The organism is Aeromonas sp. HMWF017 (assembly GCF_003061465.1).
Taxonomy (GTDB): domain Bacteria; phylum Pseudomonadota; class Gammaproteobacteria; order Enterobacterales; family Aeromonadaceae; genus Aeromonas; species Aeromonas veronii.
Genome location: NZ_QAJD01000001.1, coordinates 7,797 through 28,384 on the forward strand (window position 1 = coordinate 7,797; position 20,588 = coordinate 28,384).

Consider the following 20,588-nt stretch of genomic DNA (forward strand, 5'->3'; position numbering starts at 1 on the left):
CGCTTGCGCGCCGCCCAGCCGTTCAGCCTCTTTTTCAGCGGCGGCACCCTGATCGACGCAGCCCCCTGGTTGCAGGCGCTGGGGGAGGTGGCGCTGCCCGAGCGCACCCTGGCGGGTCTTGGCAAGATCCTGTGGGGGGAGGGGAGTATCGAGCGGGTGATCACCACAGATAGCGTCGGCGCCTTTGCCGAGTTGCCCCTTGATGCTGGCACCTTGCTGGTGTGGGCACCCCCATCGGCTCCCCTTGCCTTGCAGCAGGTGGTGGCCGCCTTGCCCCCCAATGTGTTGTGGAGTCATCTCACCGCCCTCGACCCTGCCGGGGTGGATCGGCTGCAGGCGCTGGCCCAGCGCTTGGGTCGTCCGGCCAGCTGGTGGCTGCCCCGTGATCTGGCCCCCATCCTCAGCGCGTATGCCCAACCTTTGATCGAGGCTCGGCCCTGGGAACCGAGCCGGATCCCCAAGCCATTGTTAGCAGTTTGTAGCGGTTTGGTTGAGTCCGATGGTGGCTTGTCGGCCGAGGTGTGCGCGCTGGCGCCAGCGTGGCATGCCGTTGGTTGAAATTGGCCTGAAAGCGAGCCAAAAAGCGGTTTTCCCTCATTGAACGCGGTGATATAAAGAGTTGACGAAGCGCTCGCCAGATGAGCGCTTTTGTTTATCAAGCCGCTTTGCCACCCAACGAACTCAACGGAATACAGGGAATACCATGTTTGAAAAGGTTGTTGCCGCCCCAGCGGATCCGATCCTGGGCCTGACCGAAGCCTTCCGCGCTGACTCTCGCAGCCACAAGATCAATCTGGGCGTAGGGATCTACAAGGACGAGTCCGGTGCCACACCCATTCTTCACTGCGTCAAGAAAGCCGAGCAGAAGCTGCTGACCGACGAGAAGACCAAGAACTACCTCGGTATTGAAGGCAATATCGAATATGGCCGCATCGTGCAGCAACTGCTGTTCGGGCAGCACTCTGCGCTGGTTGCCAGTGGCCGCGCCAAGACCGCGCAAGCGCCGGGCGGTACCGGTGCCCTGCGTATCGCGGCCGAATTCGTGGTGCGCAACAGTCTGGCCAAGACCATCTGGATCTCCGATCCCACCTGGGCCAACCACGTAAGCGTATTCCAGGCCGCGGGCCTGACCGTCAAGTGGTACAAGTACTACGACGCCGCCACCAAGGGACTCGACTTTGCCGCCATGCAGGCCTCGCTGGCCGAAGTGCAGCCGGGTGAGCTGGTGCTGCTGCACGGCTGCTGCCACAACCCGACCGGTATCGACCCCACTAGCGATCAGTGGCGCGCACTGGCCAAGCAGAGTGCTGCTGCCGGCTGGCTGCCGCTGTTTGACTTTGCCTATCAGGGTTTTGCCCGTGGTATCGAAGAGGATGCCGAAGGCCTGCGTATCTTCGCCGAGTGCCATGACGAACTGCTGGTGGCGAGCTCTTTCTCCAAGAACTTCGGCCTCTACAACGAGCGGGTCGGCGCCTTCACGCTGGTCAGCGCGACCAAAGAGATCGCCGATGTGGCCTTCACTCAGGTCAAGACAGTGATCCGTGCCAACTACTCCAACCCGCCGTCACACGGCGCCGCCGTGGTCACCGCCGTGGTAAGCGATCCGGCTCTCTATGCCGAGTGGGTCGAAGAAGTGGCCGCCATGCGGGTGCGGATTCGCGAGATGCGTGAGCTGCTGGTCGAGAAGCTGGCTGCCCTCGGTGTGAGCCAGGATTTCAGCTTTATCCGCGAGCAGAACGGCATGTTCTCCTTCTCCGGTCTCTCCAAGGATCAGGTTGAGCGCCTCAAGAGCGAATTTGCCATCTACATCGTTGGCTCAGGCCGGATCAGCGTAGCCGGTATTACCCGCGCCAATATCGATCCCCTCTGCGAGGCGATCGCCAAGGTGCTGTAATCGCATCACCTTGCGCTCTGGCACTATGCCATGAAAAAGCCCGTCACCTTGGTGACGGGCTTTTTTGATCGTCAACGGCTGATCGCCAAACAAGGGTAAGGGCGGCTCAGTGGTGGCGGGCGCCTTGCCACAGCTTGCGCAGTTGCAGCAGCAGCGCGGTCAGGGCGCCGCCGCTCAGGGCGGTGAGTACCGCCAGCAGCAGGCTGCCGAGCAGGAAGGGGGGCGCCAGGGTGGCCGCCTCCTGCTCCAGCCAGTGGAGGGTCCAGCTGAGGTGGAAAGGCTCCGGCGTCTTGTGCAGCACCAGACAGCCGGTGCGATAGGCGTAGAGATACATGAATGGCAGGGTCAGCGGATTGTTGAACCAGACTGCCAGCAGTGCCAGCGGCAGGTTGAGGCTGAATGCCAGCGCCAGCCCGACTGCGATGAGCGAGTGCATCGGGATGGGGAACCAGCAGGCGAAGATCCCGGCTGCTACCGCGCCGCTCAGGGCGCGGGTGCCCCCTTGCCAGAGGGCTGGGGCAAGCAGTCGCTCACCAAACAGGGCAAACCACTTCTGCTGGCGCAGGGTGTCGGGATCGAGCTTGAAGCGGGCAAACCAGCGACTCAGCATGGGCGGGCCATCTTGCGTTTTTGCCACTGGCGCACCGTGCTAATCCGCCAGAAGGTGCGGATCAGTGCGTAGCCAAGCAGTGAGCTGAGCAGTGCCAGCACCAGAGAGCCCAGAAGCAGGGGCGGCGCGACCGTCTGGAACACAGAGGCGAGCCACTGCCAGGTAAATTCAATCTCTATCTGCTGCATCGGGTGGCCCAGCAACTGGCAACCTACCAGATAGGCACCATAAAAGAGCGGTGGCATGGTAAAGGGATTGGAGAGCCAGACCAGCGCCACCGAGAGCGGCAGATTGACCCGGCACAGGATGGCGCCACCGGCAGCCAGCAGCATCTGGCAGGGGAGCGGCACCCAGGCCATGAAGAGGCCCACCGCAAAAGCCCCGGCGGCTGACCGCCGGTTGAGGTGCCAGAGGTTGGCATCGAGCAGCAGTTTGCCGAACAGCCGCAGGTGCTTGTGTTCTTTTAGGGTTTGCTGATCGGGCATCCAGCGTTTAATGAGTCGTTTGGGCATATTGAAACCTTGCTAAATACTTGCTCCATGGATCTGCGTCTGTTGTCGTTTGCCCTGGGGGCAAGCTCCTCACTGCTCTGGCCATGGTTACCTTCACTCGCATGGGGGGGCCTGTTGCTGTCCCTGCTGATCCCCCTTGCATATTGCCGTGCCTGGCGGTGGCTGTTTCTCCTGCTCGGCATCCTCTGGATGCAGGCCAATCTTGCCTATCGGCTGGCCTGGCTGGAGCGGTTGGGCGATCAGACGAGCCACATGATAACCGCAGAGCTGCAAAGTGCAGAGCCCGAGGGGGATAAATTTGTCCGGCTGCTGCTGCGGGTGAGCACCCTCGACGAGCAACCGGTGACACCTGAGCCCCTGATCCGGGTCAATGCCTATCAGGCATTACCCGCCATGACGGTAGGCAGCCGGATCACCCTGGTGACCTCGTTGAAACCGGCTCACGGTCTGGCCAACGAGGCGGGGCTGGATGGGCGGCGTCTGCTGCTGGGCAAGGGGATCACTGCCACCGGCAATCTGCGTCGGGTGATAGATATTCAACAGGCACCTGCGGGTTGGCGTGAACGCTGGTTGGGGGCCGCGACCGAGAGTTGGCGCCCACTTGATCATGCCCCCTTGCTGGCGGCGCTCACTTTTGGCGAGCAGAGCGGTATCACGGATGCCCAGTGGGAGCTGTTTCGCGGCAGCGGCCTGACCCATATCATCGCCATCTCAGGGCAACACATCGCGCTGGTGGCGGTGCTTGGGTGGTGGTTGGGCAGGCTGTTTGGTCTGCGCGGCGCCATCATCACCTCCCTGCTGTTTGCCGCCGTCTACAGCGCGTTGGCCGGATTTGCAGTGGCCACCGAACGGGCTCTGATCATGGTGCTGGTGTGGAGTGTGCTGCGCTGGAGCCGGCGGGAGTGGCCGGCCTGGCGCATCTGGCTATGGGCCTTTGTTGTGCTGACCCTCTGGGATCCCTTCGCACTCTATTCGGCCGGCTTCTGGCTTTCGTTTCTGGCGGTGGCCATCTTGCTGCTGGTGGGATATGCCCACGACAAGCCGGGGCTCTGGCAGATCCAGCTCTGGCTGCTGCTCGGTCTGCTGCCGCTGCAGTTGGCGTTGTTCGAGGGGATCGCGCCCCTTGCCATGGTGATCAACCTGTTGGCTGTGCCGCTCTTTTGTATCGCCATCATCCCGCTGGCGCTGATCGGTGTGCTGCTGGCGCCGCTCTCCACCTCACTTGCCTATGTCCTGTTCTGGCTGGCGGATCTGGGGCTCGGATGGGTGTTGACAATCCTGAATTGGCTTTCCGATCAACTGCAACTGTGGTGGCCACTGCCCGGCTGGTGGCTGCCGCTTTGCACCCTGTTGTTGCTGCTCTGGTTCGCCGCGCAGTGGCGCCCGGCACGCTGGCTCTGGCTACCGGGTCTGTGTGCGCTGTTGCTGGCGCTCTGGCCAACGCCAGTCCGCTGGCAACTGCGGGTGCTGGATGTGGGGCAGGGGCTGGCAGTGCTGATCAGCAAGGGGGAGCGCGCCATCCTTTATGACACCGGTGATCGCTATCCCGGAGGCTACAACATGGCGGATGCAGTGATCCTGCCCCAGCTGAGCCATCTGGGGATCCGGGTCATCGATCGCCTCATCATCAGCCACAAGGATCGGGATCATGCAGGCAATCGCAAGCGACTGCTCAGCGCCATGCCGGTGCGCCACGAGCTCTCCTCTTATCCCTTCAGTGAGGGAACGACGCTCTGCCAGCGTGGGCAACAGTGGCGCTGGCAGGGGCTCTCGTTTGCAGTGCTCTGGCCCGAGCGCCCAGGTGGCGGGCGCAATAACGATGGCTGCGTGGTGCGCATCAGCGATGGGCAGCGCAGCGTGCTGCTGAGCGCAGATATCGAGCGGCAAGCCGAGCAGCGGCTGGTGGCGCTGGAGGGAGAGGGGTTGGCCAGCACCTTGCTGGTGAGCCCCCATCATGGCAGTCGCACCTCTTCCACGCCCCCTTTTGTTGCGGCGGTAGCGGCGCAGGAGGTGATCCACAGCGCCGGTTTTATGAATCAGTGGGGCTTTCCCCGTCCCGATGTAGTGGCCCGCTATCGGGATGCCCGCCAGTGGATCACTGGTCAGCAAGGGGCGATGCTGGTCGAACCCACCGCAGCGGGCTTGAGCGTCACCGCCGAGCGAGATCTGGGGCCATGGTACCGGCGCAGTGGTGAGTGGTGGCGACCGCGAGTGTGGTTTGAGCAATAATCGGCCATTTCTGCCGTGGAGGAATGCGATATCGGTGGCGGCGCTTGGTGTAAGCCTGCGCTTTGGCTAGAATAGCCCGTCATTTCCATTACTAACGGCTATTCATGCAACAAGAAACCTCACAAGAGAGCTGGCCAGTATTCAAACGCCTGCTCGGTTATGTCCGTGATCGCAAGCTGGGCCTGGTCGGTGGCATCATCGGGATGCTGGGCTACGCCGCCGTGGATACCACCTTTGTCTACTCCATCAAGCCGCTGATCGATCAGGGCATCAATGGTAACGACAGCACCGTTTTGAAATGGATGCCCTTCTTTGTCCTCGGCATCGTGGCCCTGCGCGGTGTCGCCAACTTTCTCTCCAACTACTGCATGGCCTGGGTCGGCAATCACGTCGTGATGCGTCTGCAACAGCAGGTGTTCAATCACATGGTGGCGATGCCGATGAGCTTCTTCGACCGTCAGAACACCGGCCATCTGCTCTCCAAGGTGACTTATGACGCCAGTCAGGTCTCCTCGGCGGCGAGCACCACGCTAGTGACCCTGGTGCGGGAAGGGGCGACCGTGGTCGGCCTGCTCGGCCTGATGTTCTGGCACTCCTGGCAGCTGTCGGTGATCTTCCTGGTGGTTGGTCCGCTGGTGGGGGTCATCATCGGCCTTATCAGCCGTCGTTTCCGCCAGATCAGCCGTCACATCCAGCAGGCGGTGGGTGATATCACCACCTCCACCGAGCAGATGCTCAAAGGGCACAAAGAGGTGCTGATGTTTGGTGGCCAGAAGGTGGAAGAGAAACGCTTCTTCCAGGTCAGCAACAACATGCGCCAGCAGACTATGAAGATGGTCGCCGCCGATGCCATCGGCAGCCCTGTTGTGCAGATGGTTGCCTCCATCGCGCTGGCTGCCTTCCTCTATGTCGCGACCATTGACAGCGTCAAATCAACCCTGACTGCCGGTACGTTTACCGTCATGATCACCTCCATGATGATGTTGCTCAAGCCGCTGAAAAGCCTGACCGACGTCAACAACCAGTTCCAGCGGGCCATCACCGCCTGCCACAGCCTGTTTGGCCTGCTCGACACCGAGCCGGAGCAGGATACCGGCACCCGCACTCTGGAGCGTGCCCGCGGCGAGATCGAGTTTCGCAACGTCACCTTTACCTACCCGACCAAGGACACCCCGGCGCTGCACAACGTCAGCTTCAAGGTGGAGGCGGGTAAATCGGTGGCGCTGGTGGGCCGTTCCGGCTCAGGCAAGAGTACCATTGCCAGCCTGCTGACCCGCTTCTACGACATCGATCAGGGCGAGATCCTGCTGGACGGCATCAACATCCGCGAATACAAGTTGAGTGAGCTGCGCAAGCAGTACGCGCTGGTCTCCCAGCATGTTCACCTGTTCAATGACTCGGTGGCCAACAACATCGCTTACGCCGCAGAAGACAAATACAGCCGCGACCAGATCGTGCAGGCCGCCCGTATCGCTCACGCCGACGAGTTTGTCAGCAAGATGAGCAACGGGTATGACACTGTGGTTGGCGAAAACGGTGCATCCCTCTCCGGTGGTCAGCGCCAGCGTGTTGCCATTGCGCGCGCTCTGCTGCGCGATGCGCCGGTTCTGCTGCTGGATGAGGCCACCTCGGCCCTCGATACCGAGTCCGAGCGCCACATTCAGGCGGCCATCGACGAGCTTTGCAAGGCGCGTACCTCGCTGGTGATCGCCCACCGTCTCTCTACCATCGAGAAGGCGGACGAGATCCTGGTGATCGACGAAGGTCATATCGTCGAGCGCGGGAACCACGAAGCATTGATGGAGCAGCGCGGCACCTATGCCCAGCTGCGCGCCATTCAGTTTGGCAACGCGGGAAGCAAGGCCTGATGCTGGAACGGCTCTGGTATCGCAAAAGTGGCTGGCGCTGGTTGCTGGCCCCCTTTGCCCTGCTGTTCGCCGTTATCAGCGGCAGCCGCCGCTACGCCTATCGTCATGGCTGGTGCAAGGGATATCGCTCCTCCTTGCCGGTGATCGTGGTGGGCAATATTTCGGTGGGGGGCAACGGCAAGACGCCGGTGGTGGTCTGGCTGGTGGAGCAGTTGCAAGCCCGTGGCTATCGTCCCGGGGTGGTGAGCCGTGGTTATGGTGGCAAGGCGCCCCATTACCCCTATCGGCTGGATAAGACTAGCACCACTGCGCAGGCCGGAGATGAGCCGGTGCTGATTGCCCGGCGCTGCGGCTGTCCGGTGGTGGTTGCCCCGAAACGGGCCGACGCGGTACGACTGCTGGAGAAGAGCGGTGAGGTGGATATCATCATCACCGACGACGGTCTGCAGCACTATGCGCTGGCCCGCGACATCGAGCTGGTGGTGGTGGACGGAGCGCGCCGTTTCGGCAACGCCTGCTTGCTGCCGATGGGGCCGCTGCGCGAGCCGATCACTCGTCTCAAACGGGTGGACGCCATCATCTGCAACGGCGGCGAGCCGGGCAAGGGGGAGTACCCCATGCAACTGGTCGCCGACACCCCGCGCCGGGTGCGCGACGATGCGCCGTTGCCTGCCCCCTTGTCGGGGCCGGTCGATGCGCTGGCGGGGATTGGTCATCCGCCCCGCTTCTTTGCCACCCTGGAAGGGCTCGGCTATCAGCTGGATCAGCAGGCCGCCTACGGCGATCATCACCCCTTCGATCGGGATGAGCTGGTGGGGCGCTTTGCCAGCAAGCCGCTGCTGATGACCGAGAAGGATGCGGTCAAGTGCCGCTCGTTTGCCCTCGATAACTGGTGGTATCTGCCGGTCAGCGCCGAGTTGCCCGCCTCCTTGCTCGATACCTTGTTGCACAAGCTGGGGGCGAAGGCAAAGGGCGCGACCAGGGCGCAAGATTAATCTCTCTCGCCTCGGCGGGGGAGCAGGGGGGGAATATGCCCCGCATGGAATATCTGGTTGCTCGACATCCATCGCTGGCGTGATGAAGCCGCCAGCGCGACATCGTTGAAGGAGTATCGTTTTGGCTTTGGACATCAAGTTGCTCGACATCATCGCCTGCCCGGTCTGCAAGGGTAAGCTGCACTACAACAAAGCAGTTCATGAGCTGGTCTGCCGCTTCGACAAGCTGGCCTATCCGCTGGAGGAGGGGATCCCGGTGCTGCTGGAGAACCGTGCCCGTCCGCTCAATAGCGATGAGTTGCCGTCATGAGTTTCGTCGTCGTCATTCCGGCCCGCTATGCGTCAACACGCCTGCCGGGCAAGCCGCTGGCGGATATCCATGGCAAGCCCATGGTGCAGCACGTGGTGGAGAAAGCCCTGCAATCGGGGGCCGATCGGGTGATCGTCGCCACTGACGATGCCCGGGTACAGCAGGCACTGCTGAGCACCGGCGTCGAGGTGTGCATGACCTCACCGGATCATCAGTCCGGCACCGAGCGTCTGGCCGAGGTGTGCCGTCACTACGGCTTTGCCGCCGATACCATCATCGTCAATGTGCAGGGGGATGAGCCGCTCATTCCGCCCGCCATCATTCGTCAGGTAGCGGATAATCTGGCCGCCGCCACGGCGCCGATGGCGACCTTGTCGGTGCCGATCAGGGATGCCGAAGAGGCGTTCAACCCGAACGCAGTGAAAGTGGTGACTGACAAGGATGGCTACGCCCTCTACTTCAGTCGCGCAAGCATTCCCTGGGATCGAGATCGCTTTGCCAAGAGCCATGAGCAGATTGGTGACCACTACCAGCGTCATATCGGTATCTATGCCTATCGCGCCGGCTTTATCCAGCGTTACGTAGACTGGGCACCGAGCGTGCTGGAGCAGGTCGAGGCGCTGGAGCAGTTGCGGGTGCTCTGGTACGGGGAGAAGATCCACGTCGCCCAGGCCCTTGAAGCGCCACCGGTCGGGGTGGATACCCAGGCCGATCTTGAGAAGGTGCGCGCCTTTTTGGCCAAGTGATGGCCACAGCACTAACGTCATGAAAAACGGTGTCGCAAGGCACCGTTTTTTGTTTTGAAAATTTATATAATTATTTGATTTTAAACGCTAAACATGGGTTTTCTCAAACTTTTGGCGTGCATGGTTTGCCAAAGCGACGAGTTTGGTTATGATGCAAGACGCCCTGTTAACCCTAACCGGGCGGCTAAAACGAGATAAAACGGGGTGTTTGGGTGATAAATGTATTCCTGGTCGATGATCATGAGCTGGTGCGTACAGGGATAAGACGCATTCTTGAAGATGTGCGCGGGATCAAGGTGGTGGGCGAGGCACAGAGCGGCGAGACCGCAGTTACGTTCTGTCGCCAACACCATCCGGACGTGATCCTGATGGACATGAACATGCCGGGTATTGGTGGTCTGGAAGCGACCCGCAAAATTCTGCGGATCCGCCCCGATGTGCGCATCATAGTGCTGACCATCCACTCAGAAAATCCCTTCCCCACCAAGGTGATGCAGGCCGGCGCTGCCGGTTACCTGACCAAGGGGGCCGGGCCGGACGAGATGATTCAGGCGATCCGGTTGGTGCACTCCGGTCAACGCTACATCTCCCCGGAGATTGCCCAGCAGATGGCCCTGAGCCAGTTTGCCTCGGCGGACGAGAACCCCTTCAAGTCCCTCTCCGAGCGGGAGCTGCAGATCATGATGATGATCACCAAGGGGCAGAAGGTGACCGATATCTCCGAGCAGCTCAACCTGAGCCCGAAAACGGTCAACAGCTACCGCTATCGCCTGTTCAGCAAGCTGGGCATCAACGGTGATGTGGAGCTGACCCATCTGGCCATTCGCTACGGCATGCTGGATGCCGACACCCTGTAACTGGGGTCGTGTGGTCACCAAGGCGGCATTTGCCGCCTTTTGCTTTTTAGCCCCCTTTTGCATTTTCATGCGTGGGCGCAGTATGCTCTCCCCGTCTTTTTGCCTTCATCCGTTGAGTCGAGTTGCCGATGACCCTCTCTCCCGAGCCCCTTTTTGACAGCAAAGCCTTTCTCGCCGCCGTGACGCACCAGAGCGGCGTCTACCGCATGTATGACAGCGGCGGCACCGTCATCTACGTGGGCAAGGCCAAGGATCTGAAAAAACGGCTCGCCTCCTACTTTCGGACCAATGTAGACAGCATCAAGACCCGCACTCTGGTGCGCCAGATCGCAGATATCCAGGTCACCGTCACCCACACCGAGACCGAGGCGCTGATCCTCGAGCACAACCTGATCAAGCAGTACCAGCCTCGCTACAACGTGCTGCTGCGGGACGACAAATCCTACCCCTGGATCATCATCACCGCACACCAGCATCCGCGCATCGGCGTCCATCGCGGTGCCCGCAAGATCAAGGGGGAGTACTTCGGCCCGTATCCTTCCGGTGGTGCCGTGCGCGAGAGTCTGCACCTGATGCAGAAGATCTTTCCGGTGCGCCAGTGCGAAGATGCGGTCTACGCCAACCGCACCCGTCCCTGCCTGCTCTATCAGCTCAAGCGCTGCGCTGGCCCTTGCGTGCCCGGACTGGTGAGCGAGGCCGAATATGCCCAGCAGGTTGAGCTGGCCAAGCTGTTTCTGGCGGGCAAGAACCAGCAGGTGATTGGCGAGCTGGTGGGCAAGATGGAGTCCGCCAGCGGCGATCTGCGCTTTGAAGAGGCTGCCCGCTACCGGGATCAGATCCTGGCGCTGCGCCGGGTCACCGAGCAGCAGTCGGTGAGTGGCAACGTACTTGACGAGCTCGACGTGGTGGGGATCGCCTTCGAACAGGGGGCGGCCTGTATCCACGTGCTCTTTATCCGTCAGGGCAAGGTGCTGGGTTCGCGCAGCTACTTCCCGAAAGTGCCGGCCGATACCCAGCTCGACGAGGTGGTGCAATCCTTCCTGCTGCAGTTCTATCTGTCGGGGCAGGGGGGACGGCAGATCCCGAGCGAGGTGCTGCTCGATGTGGCGCTTGAGGACGAGAACGTTATCGCCGACACCCTGAGCCAGACCGCCGGTTACAAGGTGCGGGTGGTGAGCCGAACTCGCGCCGAGCGGGCCCGTTTTATCAAGCTCGCCTCCATCAATGCCGAGACGGCGCTGCGCTCGCGGCTTGCTCACAAGAGCACCATCACAGCCCGCTATGACCAGCTGGAAGAGCTGCTGGAGCTGGAGCGCCCCATCGCCCGCATGGAGTGTTTCGATATCTCCCACACCATGGGGGAGCGCACGGTGGCCTCCTGCGTGGTGTTCAACCGGGAGGGGCCGCTTTCCTCCGAATATCGCCGCTTCAATATCGATGGCATCACCGGCGGCGATGACTACGCGGCCATGGAGCAGGCGCTGGAGCGTCGCTTTGGCAAACAGCAGGAGCCGGACAAGGTGCCGGACGTGCTCTTTATCGACGGCGGCCTTGGCCAGCTGCGCCGCGCCGAGGAGATCCTGGCGCGCCAGCTGGAGTTCCTCGGCGGCAAATACCCGCTGCTGGTGGGCATTGCCAAGGGGGTCACCCGCAAGGCGGGGTTGGAAACGCTCATCATGGGGGAGAGCCACGAAGAGTTGCATTTGCCGGCAGATATGCCCGCTTTGCACCTTATTCAGCATATTCGCGATGAATCCCACCGTTTTGCTATTACCGGCCACCGGGCCAGACGGGCTAAAGCCCGCACCAGCAGCACGCTGGAGGATATTCCGGGAGTGGGGCCGAAGCGGCGTCAGGCACTGCTCAAATATCTGGGCGGTTTGCAGGAGGTGAAAAAGGCGAGTGTGGATGAACTGGCCAAGGTGCCCGGCATCAGTCAGGAGCTGGCCCAGACCATCCACGATGGCTTGCACAGCGCCTGAGCAGGGTTAGCAGCATGGCAAAATCGCTAACTCCTTGATGCACAAGAGCCGTGACGCGGGGGGGCCGTAAATGCCATAATGGCCCTCGCATTTTGAGAAGATTGATGGATTAAAAAGACCAAGACGGGCGCCAGTGCGGTTGCATCGCAAATCGGCTTTGGCGCACTATGTAGCGACGTACAAGAAGTGGCTGAAAATAATGACAAACATACCTAACCTGTTGACGTTTTTCCGGATTTTGCTCATTCCCGTCTTCGTCATCCTGTTCTATCTGCCTTATCAATGGTCCTATCTGGCTGCCGCCATCATCTTTATTCTGGCCGCTGCCACCGACTGGTTTGATGGCTATCTGGCTCGCAAGCTCAATCAGTCCACCGCCTTTGGCGCCTTCCTTGACCCGGTTGCCGACAAGATCATGGTTGCCGCCGCACTGGTGGTTATCGTCGAACACTACAACACCATTTGGGTGACCATCCCCGCCATGACCATGATTGGCCGCGAGATCATCATCTCCGCCCTGCGCGAATGGATGGCCGAGCTCGGCAAACGCTCCTCGGTTGCGGTCAGCTGGATTGGCAAGTGGAAGACCATGATCCAGATGGTGTCGCTGACCGGTCTGATTTGGCAATACAACGTCTGGATGGTGTGGCTCGCCTATGTGATGCTCTATGTCGCCACCGTGCTCACCTTCTGGTCGATGTTCCAGTACATGAAGGCCGCCTGGGGAGATTTGACCCACCACGCCAACCTGTGAGTCACCTGCGCCGCAAGGTGAGGTTTCCGCTGATTTGAGACAGGAAATGAGCAAAGGCGCTAAAACTGTTCAAAAAGGGCAAAAAATGCCCGAACGATCAGGTAATTAAATATTTCTGGTTGACTGGGCGAGGAACATCGCTAGAATGCGTCCTCGTAGTCAGGCAGTCAGCCAGACCAATGCGGGAATAGCTCAGTTGGTAGAGCACGACCTTGCCAAGGTCGGGGTCGCGAGTTCGAGTCTCGTTTCCCGCTCCAAATTCAGACAATCGAGAGCCAACTCTCTTTTGCATGGCGCGTTAGCAAAGCGGTTATGCAGCGGATTGCAAATCCGTTTAGTCCGGTTCGACTCCGGAACGTGCCTCCATATTGACAAGCCCGCCAGGCGAGCTTGATACCGATTGCGGTGCCCGAGTGGTGAAATCGGTAGACACAAGGGATTTAAAATCCCTCGACGTTCGCGTCGTGCCGGTTCGATTCCGGCCTCGGGCACCATTAAAATCAAAGAGTTACGAAAGGCCACTAGAAATAGTGGCCTTTTTCTTTTGCCTAAATGGCGACAAAGTGGCGACAGCGTTTTTTTGAGTGGCTCACCTCTTCTTGTAATGGGTAGTGACACGGTCTTCTTGTATGATGCCGCTCTGCCTGACGGCGCACTTCATGCGGCGCCTTTCCCTGGCCATGTCTCGGTGTGCTGTCAGGCAGAATGAGAAGGGCCCCACATTGTGGGGCCCTTCTCGCATCCAGAAATCACTCCGGCAGTTCTGCCAGTTTCACTTCGAGTTGCAGGCGGTTGGTGTAGCCCTGATCGGTGAGGTCGTGCACCACCTGGGTGAGTAGCCAGTCAGCCTCGTCGATTTGTGGTTTGAAGCCTCGGACCCTGGTGGGTTGTTCCGGGTAAAGCTCGGGCCGGCCTTTGGCCAGGGTGATTTGAAACTCGGCCACGCCGCGTTGCAGCTTTTCCCACTCAGCCCGGGCGGCTCGCATGGCATTGCTCTGGCTGGCGTAAACGTGGCGCAGTTCCTTGACGTTCTCACTGTCACCAACCAACAGCTCGTTTTCCTTCTTGTTGACCACCACCCCAGGCGGTAATGGTCGTTCCTCCTTCGGTTTGGTCTTTCGCTTGCGCTTCACCTCGATTTTCTTCTTCTCTGCGGTCTTGTTGTCTTGCCAGTAGGCGGTGACGCCGGTGTAGGCGTCGCGGTCGGCGACCGAGAAGCGGTGCTGATCGCCGTCCTGACGGGTGATGGTGATGGCAGGGAGTGGCTTGCCGCTGGCAGTGGTGCCGTTGCCTGCCTTGATGAACATCAGGCGGCCAGATTTGACGGTGGCGATGGCATCCTGTTCGGTCGCCAAGCGGGTTAGAAAGGCCAGATCGCTCTCGTTGGTCTGGTCGATGTGGTCGATCAGCATCCCCTTGAAGACTTCGCCGACGTTCGGTGTCAGGCCATAGCGGGCGGCCAGCTGTTCCACGATGGCGCCGATGGTCTCGAAGTGCCAGCTGCGCTCGCGCAGTTTGTTCATACCGCCGCGCAGATCGGCCGACTTGCCCCTGATGGTGAGCACATCCGGGGCGCCGCCGTGTTCGACCTCGTCAATTTTGAAGGTGCCTTTATCTACCAGGGAGCCACCTTGCCAGCCGATGCTGGCTTGCAGGGTGGCCCCACGGCGCGGCATGGCCAGCTTGCCGTCGCTGTCATCGAGGGCGATCTCGATGGTGTCGGCCGAAAAGCCCCGGTTATCGGTGATGGTCATGTGCATCAGGCGCGGGCGTAGGGTGCCCGAGATATCGCTGCCATCGACCCGCACCTGATAGGCGGGCGCCGGATGTTGCTGGCGCAGGGCATCCAGTTGGTTGGTGATACCAAGGTTTTCAGCCAAGCGGGTACCGAACTGGTCGAATGCCCCCATCAGAGCAGCCCCCCGAGTTTGCCGCCCACGGTGTTCAGCAGCTTGCCAACGCCCAATCGACCGAGCAGGTTGCCTGCGGTGCGGCCGAGCAGGGTATTGCCGAGGGAGCTGTCGTTATCATCGACCCGCTTGAGCTTGATGCTGAACTCGATTTTTCGGGCGCTGCCATCTTGAAAGAACTCGCTGCGGGTGGTGCTGATCCCCTCTATCACGAACGAGCCGCGCATCACGCCATCCCCCTGGATCAAGGGGAAGGCTTGGCCGCTGTCGCCCATGCTATTGAGCATATCGAGGGAGACGGGCCCGCCGGTGAGCTCTGGATAGAGCACCCCGCTTAAGTGACTGAGCTCGTCATCTGGCCCGAGGTACTGGTATGAGGGACGGGCGCCGACCCGGTTATTGCCCGGGTGGCGCCATGATTTTTCATCTTGTTGAGATTGCGGGGCCACGGTCGAGCGCATAAACACGAACCAGCCCAGGGTCATCATCATGGTGGTTGCTCCTTAGTTGCGGTCGGTCAGGGAGGCACGGCCACTGGCGGCCGCCTGGCGTTCGCGTCGGTCCAGTTCGCGGCGAACTTCTTGCGCCACATCGGTGGCTGATTGTCCCGGCTGCTGGGTGATACTGATCGGGGCGTGGATCTGGGTGGTGCTGTTGCCTCTGGCCACAGGTCGCACCGGGGTGACGATGCGCGGGCCGTATCCCGAACCGCCCGCCATGGCCGGGGTGTTGTAGTTGCCAGTGAGGTAGCCGGACGGATTGACGTTGGCGGTGACCGAGCCGCCCCCCTTCATCCAGTCCGGCAGCAGGTCGGTGAGGGCTTTTATCTTATTCTTCAAGCTCTCCCACTTGGCACTGATGCCGCCAATCAGGCCGTCGATGATGGCCTTACCCTTGTTGGCGGCCCCTGCTGGCAGGGTATCGAAGAAGGCCCAGATCTCGTTCCAGTGCATGATCAGCATGCCGATGGGGGTCCATGAGAAGAGCTCTTTCAGGAGTTCCCAGAAGGCGAGAGCAGGGGCCTTGCACTGGGCCCATAGGTCGCTGAACCACTTGGTGACCCCATCCCAATTTTTGTAGAGCAGGTAGGCACCGGCAGCGATCGCCGCAATCCCCATGATGAACCAGCCGATCGGGGTGGTGAGCATGGCAATGCCGAGCCTGACCATGCCCATGGTCAGCGCCTTGATGAAGGTCAGCAGCGGGCCGCCATAGACCAGCAGGGTTGAAAGCCCCATTTTGATGGCGGCCAGTGGCCCCAGCAGACCCGCCACAATCAGCAGCAGCGACCCGCCAGCGGCAGCCGCTACGGCGGTGACCGCCGCAATGCGGGTCAGGGTAGAGGTCAGCTCTGGGTTGGCCCGCATCCAGTCGCCAGTGACCTGGATGATTTCGGTGACGCGCTGGATAATGCCGCGAAGTGGGCCGTTCTCGGTCTCCATCATCTGGATCCCCACGTCATCCCAAGCGGAGGTGAGGTTATCCAGATCGCCGATGGCGTTATCGGCCATCACCTTGGCGACCTTGCCCGCTTCCCCCTGGGTTTGCTTCAACGTGGCGATCAGCTCCTGCAGCTTGCCGGAACCTGCCTGCTCGGTCAGCACGGTCAGGGCGGCAAACGCCTCTTCGCCCGCGATGGCCTTGAAGTAGCCCGAGCGGGTGGCGTCCCCCATCTTGCTGGTTTTCTTATAGAGCTCCTCCAGGATATCGGGCAGTGAGCGCAGGTTGCCCGCCGCATCGGCGGTCTTGACGTTGAGGGCAGCCAGCGCATCATTCGCCGCCTTGGGCGGGGAGGCCAAGCGGCCGAGAATGGCGCGGATGGCAGTCCCGCCCATGCTACCCTGAATACCAGCATCCCCCAGCTTGCCCGCCATGGCGGAGGCGGTTTCAAGGTCGACCCCGAGCCCTGCCGCCACCGGCCCCACGTATTTCATGGTTTCACCCAGCATCTGCAAATCGACGTTGGCACGGGTGAAGGTGCCGACCATCACATCCCCCAAGCGGTTCATCTGGTTAGCCGGTAGCTTGAAGCCGGTCAGGATGTTGGAGCCGATATCGGCGGCAGCAGCAATCTCGACGCCGCCCGCCTTGGCGATATCGAGCACCCCGGGCATGGCGTCACGGATTGCCTTGGGGGTGAAACCGGCCATGGCCAGAAAGCCCTGCCCCTGCGCCGCTTCGCCCGCCGTGAAGGCGGTATTGGCGCCGAGCTCCCGTGCCTGGGCCCGCAGGGCGGCCAGTTCGCTGCTCTCTTTGTTCAGCCGGGTGATCGCCTGCACCTTGGACATATCGACATCAAAGCCCATCGCCTTGCCCGCGATATTGGTGCCCTTGTAGATGGCAGCGGCCCCGGTGGCTATGCCCGCAGCGCCATAACCCGCCAGAGTGCCGCGCATCGACATGGTTTTGTCGTAGTTGGCTTTGATCTGGTTGAGGTGTTTTTGCTGGTCAGCCAGTTGCCCCAGCTTGGCCCGCTGCTGGTCGAGCTGGCTGTTGGCTGCGGCCATATCGCTCTTGAGCTGGCGCTGGTGCTGGCCCAGCTGTTTGGTGTTGATGCCTGCCTCGCCCATGGCCCGTTTCAGGCTGCCATGACGGGCGACCATTTCCCGCTCTTGCTGGGAGAGGTCGCGCACCTTCTGCTTGGCTTGCTCCATGGCGCGGGTCATGGCCTTGGTTGGTTGTTCGACCTTGGCGAACTGCTGCGCCATCTGCTGGGCGTCGCGTTGTGCCTGGGTCAGTTGGGCGCGGGTTGCGCCAATCTGCTGGCCGAGGGTGCGATAGCCATCAATCTGGCCGCTCTGGGCTTCCAGCTCCTTGATGCGCTTTTTGGTGTCGACCAAATCTTTGGCGGTGATGCGGCTCTGGCCGCTGGCTGCCTTGAGGGGGGCGGTGAGCTTGTCGATCCCATTAAGCAGGATTTGAAGTTTGAGAGGGTTCATTGTTGTTCTGCCCCGTTGATGCGGTTGTGAGTCTCAACGAGGCGTTGGTGCCAGCCCATCAGCTCGCTGATCTCCATGGCCGCCATCTCGGACGGCGGCCAGTGGGCGATGATGGCAATCTCGGCCATCAGGTCATCTATGCAGTGAGGTAAGCCTCCTGCTGCGAGCCCATCAAAAAACCGACCACCACGACTCCGGCTTTGAGCAGGTCAGCCGGATCCATGTCGTTCACTTCTTTTTCGGTCAGGTCAGTGATGCGGGGCAGCAGTTTGATGAGGGTATCGACGTTCATCTGGACGATGTCCATGGTGTTGAGCCCGCGCAGGTGGCCCGCCTTTTTGGGGCTGCGGATGGTCAGACTATTGAGGGTGCTCTCGCCGCGCTGGATCGGGGTGTCGAGGGTGATTTCTTTCTGTTCCATGGTGTAGGTTCCTGTTGTTGATGTGGTGAGGGCGGCAGTGTGCCACCCGTTGGATGGGTGAATGGGTTAGAGGCCGATGGCTTTGCGGTGCTCGGCCATGCGGTCGACGCCATCGGGGCCGATCTCGATCATGTTGAGCAAGTCGATTTCGTGGATGACGGCCCCGTCAATGGTCACTTTGTAGTAGGTGTTAACCATGGTGACCTTGGCCTGGCTGTTATCGCCGACCTTGGCGGTGCCCCAGTCGATCTCTTTGAAGCGGCCTCGGGTGAATACTTCTACGGCCTGCACACCGACGACATCATCACGTTGGATGGAACCGGCAAAGCGAAGGGCGATGCCGTCGATCTTGCCATTGCCCATCTTGCCCAGGATCTCGGCGCTGTAGCCGCCCATGGTGAAAGAGGTATCGAGAGCGCTGTCATCCAGCCCCATGTCGATGTTGACGGCGCCGCCCATGCCGCCGCCGCGATAGGCTTCGAACTTGCGGGAGAGTTTTGCAAAGGTGAAGTCTTCCGCTTCACCCACCCAGTTAGTGCCGTCGGTGAACATGTTGAGCTGTTTGACTTTTCTTGGCAGTGCCATGGTGGCTCCTTATGCTGCGGCCGCGACGCGGGCGCCGAAGTCGATGAGGTAGGAATCGGTGATGCGCTGGATGAAACCGAGGTCTTCGAGTGGCGGCACCGGGGTGTAGTTGTAATCAATGCGCAGTTTGCCCGCCTTGAGGGTGTCCTTGTCGTTGAGCTCCTCGTTGTACCAGCAGTCAAACCCGAGCAAATATCCGCCGTTCACCAGCTCGCGTCCCTTGGCCTTGATCCCTTCGACGATGTCTTTGACCAGGGAAGGGTGCAGCGGCTTGTCGTTGGCCCACATGTGGGCCTCGGCCATGGTGTCAGCCAGGATCTGGGCGGTGCGGGTGTAGTTCTCGAAGGCGAATAGGGGATCATCTGAGCAGGTGCGGTTGCCCCAGTAGCGAAAGCCGTCAGAGCGGATCAGGGCGGTGACCTCGTTGGCGTTGAGCAGGCCGACCTCGGTGTCGGGGTCTTGCAGATCCCAGAACAGGTTTTTGGTGATGCCATCGACCCCGGTCACGCCGACGTTCGACAGGGTCTTGTGCCAGCCAATCTCTTTGTCGATCAACGCCCGCATGGCGGCAGCCTTGAGGCAGGCATCGAGCTTGATGCTGGCATTGGCGGCAACGTCCCACGCTGTCCAGTCGGCATGCACCAGCATCAGCTCACGGCTTGAGAAGTTTTCACGGTAGGCCAGCGCAGCCTCGACTGTCTCGGCGATGGTCGGCACGTAGGCAAAGGCGCGCAGCTTCTTGGCCATGCCCGCGAGAGCGGTGGACACCGGCAGGGTGCAGTTGTCCGGCACACAGAGGATGCGCGGCTTGACGCCGGTGGCCGGGGTGGCCCGCTCCAATGCCTTGAGGCCGGTATAGCTGCCATCAGGCTTGATGGTACCGATGATGTTGCTGGTGAGGGCTGCCGCATCTGCGCCTTTGGCCACACGCACGGCGATAACGATGGTGTTGACGGTGTCATAGATGGTTTGCAGCGAGCGCTTCAAGTTCCCCTCGCTGCCCGCCTTGGCGATGGCCGCTGGCAGGTTGGCGATCAGCACAGGCTTGTCGAGGGGGAAGTAGGTGGCGTCGGCGTCTTCGCTGGTGCAGACCATGCCGATCACCGCCGTGGCGACGGTGCGGATGGTACGGGTACCCTCGGTCGCTTCGACGACGCGCACGCCGTGGTGGAATTGGTCCAGTGCCATAGGTTCTCCTGTTGTCCGGACGGAGCATTCTTTGCGTAGGTAATGCATGTGATATGAGCAGGGTCAGGATGCAGGGGCGGGGGATCGCAGGCGAGCGGCGGCCAGTGTATCTGGCGTGGATACACTGGATGGGCGGTGACAACGGGGTAACGGACGGCAGTAACGAAACACCCCGCACAGGGCGGGGTGGTTGCGTTGGTGGGTAGTTAGATGACCTTTTCCGGTTCGTCAGGCCATTGCGGCGCATCAGGCCATCCAGCTTGTTCCGGCACCAGGGTCAGCTCGTAGCGGTAACGCTGCCAGTCGGCCAGCAACTGGGTGTGCTCTGGCTTGGCATAACCGCCATCGACCGCGGGCTGAAGGGTGGCAATGGTCTGATTTGCCAACGTGAGGCAGTCTGACAGGCGCGCTTGCTCGCTATCTTCAGGAGAGACTCCCGTGGCTGATGGCGGTGTGATGTCGTTACCTGAGACGACCCATCCAGGCATCACATCATCGCTGCATGCCATCCAGTCAAGCGCTTCATAATAGCGGCCAGAGGGGTCAACCTCGGTGGTTTCCATGACGACATTCTTTTCGATTCGTGCCCACATAATTACCACTCCACAATAACGATACCGTTTAATCCATCTTGGCCAGCCACGCCCTGATTACCTGTTACCGTGGCGCCACCATTTCCCCCTCTACCCAATGAGGCGAGGGCTGTTCCACCTTGTCCTTGGCCCACAGACCCTCCGGCTGAGGAAGGCGCGGAAGCAATCCCGGCGGAACCATGGCCGCCATAACCA

General features: G+C 60.9%; 19 protein-coding genes, 3 tRNA genes and 1 pseudogene. 13 read left to right on the forward strand and 10 right to left on the reverse strand.

What is annotated here, in order from left to right; genetic code table 11:
* Together DBR30_RS21435 and DBR30_RS00045 are read left to right on the forward strand one after the other, a co-directional pair.
* Positions 1-558: pseudogene (locus tag DBR30_RS21435) on the forward strand (hypothetical protein); the annotation flags it as partial.
* A gap of 145 nt (positions 559-703) precedes the next feature.
* On the forward strand, positions 704-1,894 hold the full coding sequence (locus tag DBR30_RS00045; protein WP_108542458.1) for an amino acid aminotransferase: 1,191 nt from the start codon (positions 704-706) through the stop codon (positions 1,892-1,894).
* A gap of 106 nt (positions 1,895-2,000) precedes the next feature.
* On the opposite strand, the gene DBR30_RS00050 is transcribed toward DBR30_RS00045, so the two are convergent.
* Positions 2,001-2,504 (reverse strand): DUF2062 domain-containing protein, encoded by a 504-nt coding sequence (locus DBR30_RS00050; RefSeq protein WP_108542457.1) that lies wholly within the window; start codon positions 2,502-2,504, stop codon positions 2,001-2,003.
* Positions 2,498-3,016: a DUF2062 domain-containing protein gene (locus DBR30_RS00055; protein ID WP_108542459.1), complete on the reverse strand. Its 519-nt coding sequence runs from the start codon at positions 3,014-3,016 to the stop codon at positions 2,498-2,500. The genes DBR30_RS00050 and DBR30_RS00055 overlap by 7 nt, the downstream gene beginning before the upstream one ends.
* Before the next feature lie 27 nt (positions 3,017-3,043).
* Between DBR30_RS00055 and DBR30_RS00060 the strand changes: the two genes are divergently transcribed.
* The 11 genes from DBR30_RS00060 to DBR30_RS00110 all read left to right on the forward strand — a co-directional run bounded on the left by DBR30_RS00060 (position 3,044) and on the right by DBR30_RS00110 (position 13,251).
* The gene (locus tag DBR30_RS00060) at positions 3,044-5,245 is read left to right on the forward strand and encodes a DNA internalization-related competence protein ComEC/Rec2 (protein WP_181363454.1); all 2,202 of its coding nucleotides are present in this window, start codon (positions 3,044-3,046) and stop codon (positions 5,243-5,245) included.
* 104 nt (positions 5,246-5,349) lie between these two features.
* A complete protein-coding gene (gene msbA / locus DBR30_RS00065; RefSeq protein WP_005359702.1) occupies positions 5,350-7,113 on the forward strand; it encodes a lipid A ABC transporter ATP-binding protein/permease MsbA in 1,764 nt (587 codons plus the stop codon).
* Complete coding sequence (gene lpxK, locus DBR30_RS00070) at positions 7,113-8,108, forward strand: tetraacyldisaccharide 4'-kinase (protein WP_108542455.1); 996 nt, start codon at positions 7,113-7,115, stop codon at positions 8,106-8,108. The genes msbA and lpxK overlap by 1 nt, the downstream gene beginning before the upstream one ends.
* Before the next feature lie 121 nt (positions 8,109-8,229).
* Positions 8,230-8,418: a Trm112 family protein gene (locus DBR30_RS00075; RefSeq protein ID WP_005347033.1), complete on the forward strand. Its 189-nt coding sequence runs from the start codon at positions 8,230-8,232 to the stop codon at positions 8,416-8,418.
* Positions 8,415-9,164 (forward strand): 3-deoxy-manno-octulosonate cytidylyltransferase, encoded by a 750-nt coding sequence (gene kdsB / locus DBR30_RS00080; RefSeq protein WP_108542454.1) that lies wholly within the window; start codon positions 8,415-8,417, stop codon positions 9,162-9,164. Before DBR30_RS00075 ends, kdsB begins: the two co-directional genes overlap by 4 nt.
* A 212-nt stretch (positions 9,165-9,376) precedes the next feature.
* On the forward strand, positions 9,377-10,021 hold the full coding sequence (uvrY, locus tag DBR30_RS00085; RefSeq protein WP_040097685.1) for a UvrY/SirA/GacA family response regulator transcription factor: 645 nt from the start codon (positions 9,377-9,379) through the stop codon (positions 10,019-10,021).
* A 128-nt stretch (positions 10,022-10,149) separates the two neighbouring features.
* Entirely contained in the window at positions 10,150-12,003 is a 1,854-nt protein-coding gene (gene uvrC / locus DBR30_RS00090; RefSeq protein ID WP_108542453.1) for an excinuclease ABC subunit UvrC, read from the forward strand.
* A 199-nt stretch (positions 12,004-12,202) separates the two neighbouring features.
* Entirely contained in the window at positions 12,203-12,757 is a 555-nt protein-coding gene (pgsA, locus tag DBR30_RS00095; protein WP_031227442.1) for a CDP-diacylglycerol--glycerol-3-phosphate 3-phosphatidyltransferase, read from the forward strand.
* A 181-nt stretch (positions 12,758-12,938) separates the two neighbouring features.
* Positions 12,939-13,014: transfer RNA gene (locus DBR30_RS00100), tRNA-Gly, on the forward strand.
* 35 nt (positions 13,015-13,049) lie between these two features.
* Positions 13,050-13,123: transfer RNA gene (locus DBR30_RS00105), tRNA-Cys, on the forward strand.
* Positions 13,124-13,164: 41 nt separating this feature from the next.
* A tRNA-Leu gene (locus DBR30_RS00110) sits at positions 13,165-13,251 on the forward strand.
* A gap of 255 nt (positions 13,252-13,506) precedes the next feature.
* On the opposite strand, the gene DBR30_RS00115 is transcribed toward DBR30_RS00110, so the two are convergent.
* The 8 genes from DBR30_RS00115 to DBR30_RS00150 all read right to left on the reverse strand — a co-directional run bounded on the left by DBR30_RS00115 (position 13,507) and on the right by DBR30_RS00150 (position 20,363).
* Positions 13,507-14,667 carry a phage late control D family protein gene (locus DBR30_RS00115; RefSeq protein WP_108588136.1) on the reverse strand — a complete coding sequence of 387 codons (1,161 nt, stop codon included), beginning with the start codon at positions 14,665-14,667 and terminating at the stop codon, positions 13,507-13,509.
* On the reverse strand, positions 14,667-15,158 hold the full coding sequence (locus tag DBR30_RS00120) for a phage tail protein (RefSeq protein ID WP_108541149.1): 492 nt from the start codon (positions 15,156-15,158) through the stop codon (positions 14,667-14,669). Before DBR30_RS00120 ends, DBR30_RS00115 begins: the two co-directional genes overlap by 1 nt.
* 12 nt (positions 15,159-15,170) lie before the next feature.
* A complete protein-coding gene (locus DBR30_RS00125; protein ID WP_108588137.1) occupies positions 15,171-17,606 on the reverse strand; it encodes a phage tail tape measure protein in 2,436 nt (811 codons plus the stop codon).
* Positions 17,603-17,734, reverse strand: a complete 132-nt coding sequence (locus DBR30_RS00130; protein WP_108541148.1) for a GpE family phage tail protein — start codon at positions 17,732-17,734, stop codon at positions 17,603-17,605. Before DBR30_RS00130 ends, DBR30_RS00125 begins: the two co-directional genes overlap by 4 nt.
* 8 nt (positions 17,735-17,742) lie before the next feature.
* Positions 17,743-18,027 (reverse strand): phage tail assembly protein, encoded by a 285-nt coding sequence (locus DBR30_RS00135; RefSeq protein WP_108541147.1) that lies wholly within the window; start codon positions 18,025-18,027, stop codon positions 17,743-17,745.
* Between the two features lie 66 nt (positions 18,028-18,093).
* Positions 18,094-18,612, reverse strand: a complete 519-nt coding sequence (locus DBR30_RS00140) for a phage major tail tube protein (protein ID WP_108541146.1) — start codon at positions 18,610-18,612, stop codon at positions 18,094-18,096.
* Between the two features lie 9 nt (positions 18,613-18,621).
* The gene (locus DBR30_RS00145; protein ID WP_108541145.1) at positions 18,622-19,800 is read right to left on the reverse strand and encodes a phage tail sheath protein; all 1,179 of its coding nucleotides are present in this window, start codon (positions 19,798-19,800) and stop codon (positions 18,622-18,624) included.
* A 206-nt stretch (positions 19,801-20,006) separates the two neighbouring features.
* Positions 20,007-20,363, reverse strand: coding sequence for a tail fiber assembly protein (locus DBR30_RS00150; RefSeq protein WP_258224240.1), 357 nt, complete (start codon positions 20,361-20,363; stop codon positions 20,007-20,009).
* Between the last annotated feature and the right edge of the window lie 225 nt (positions 20,364-20,588).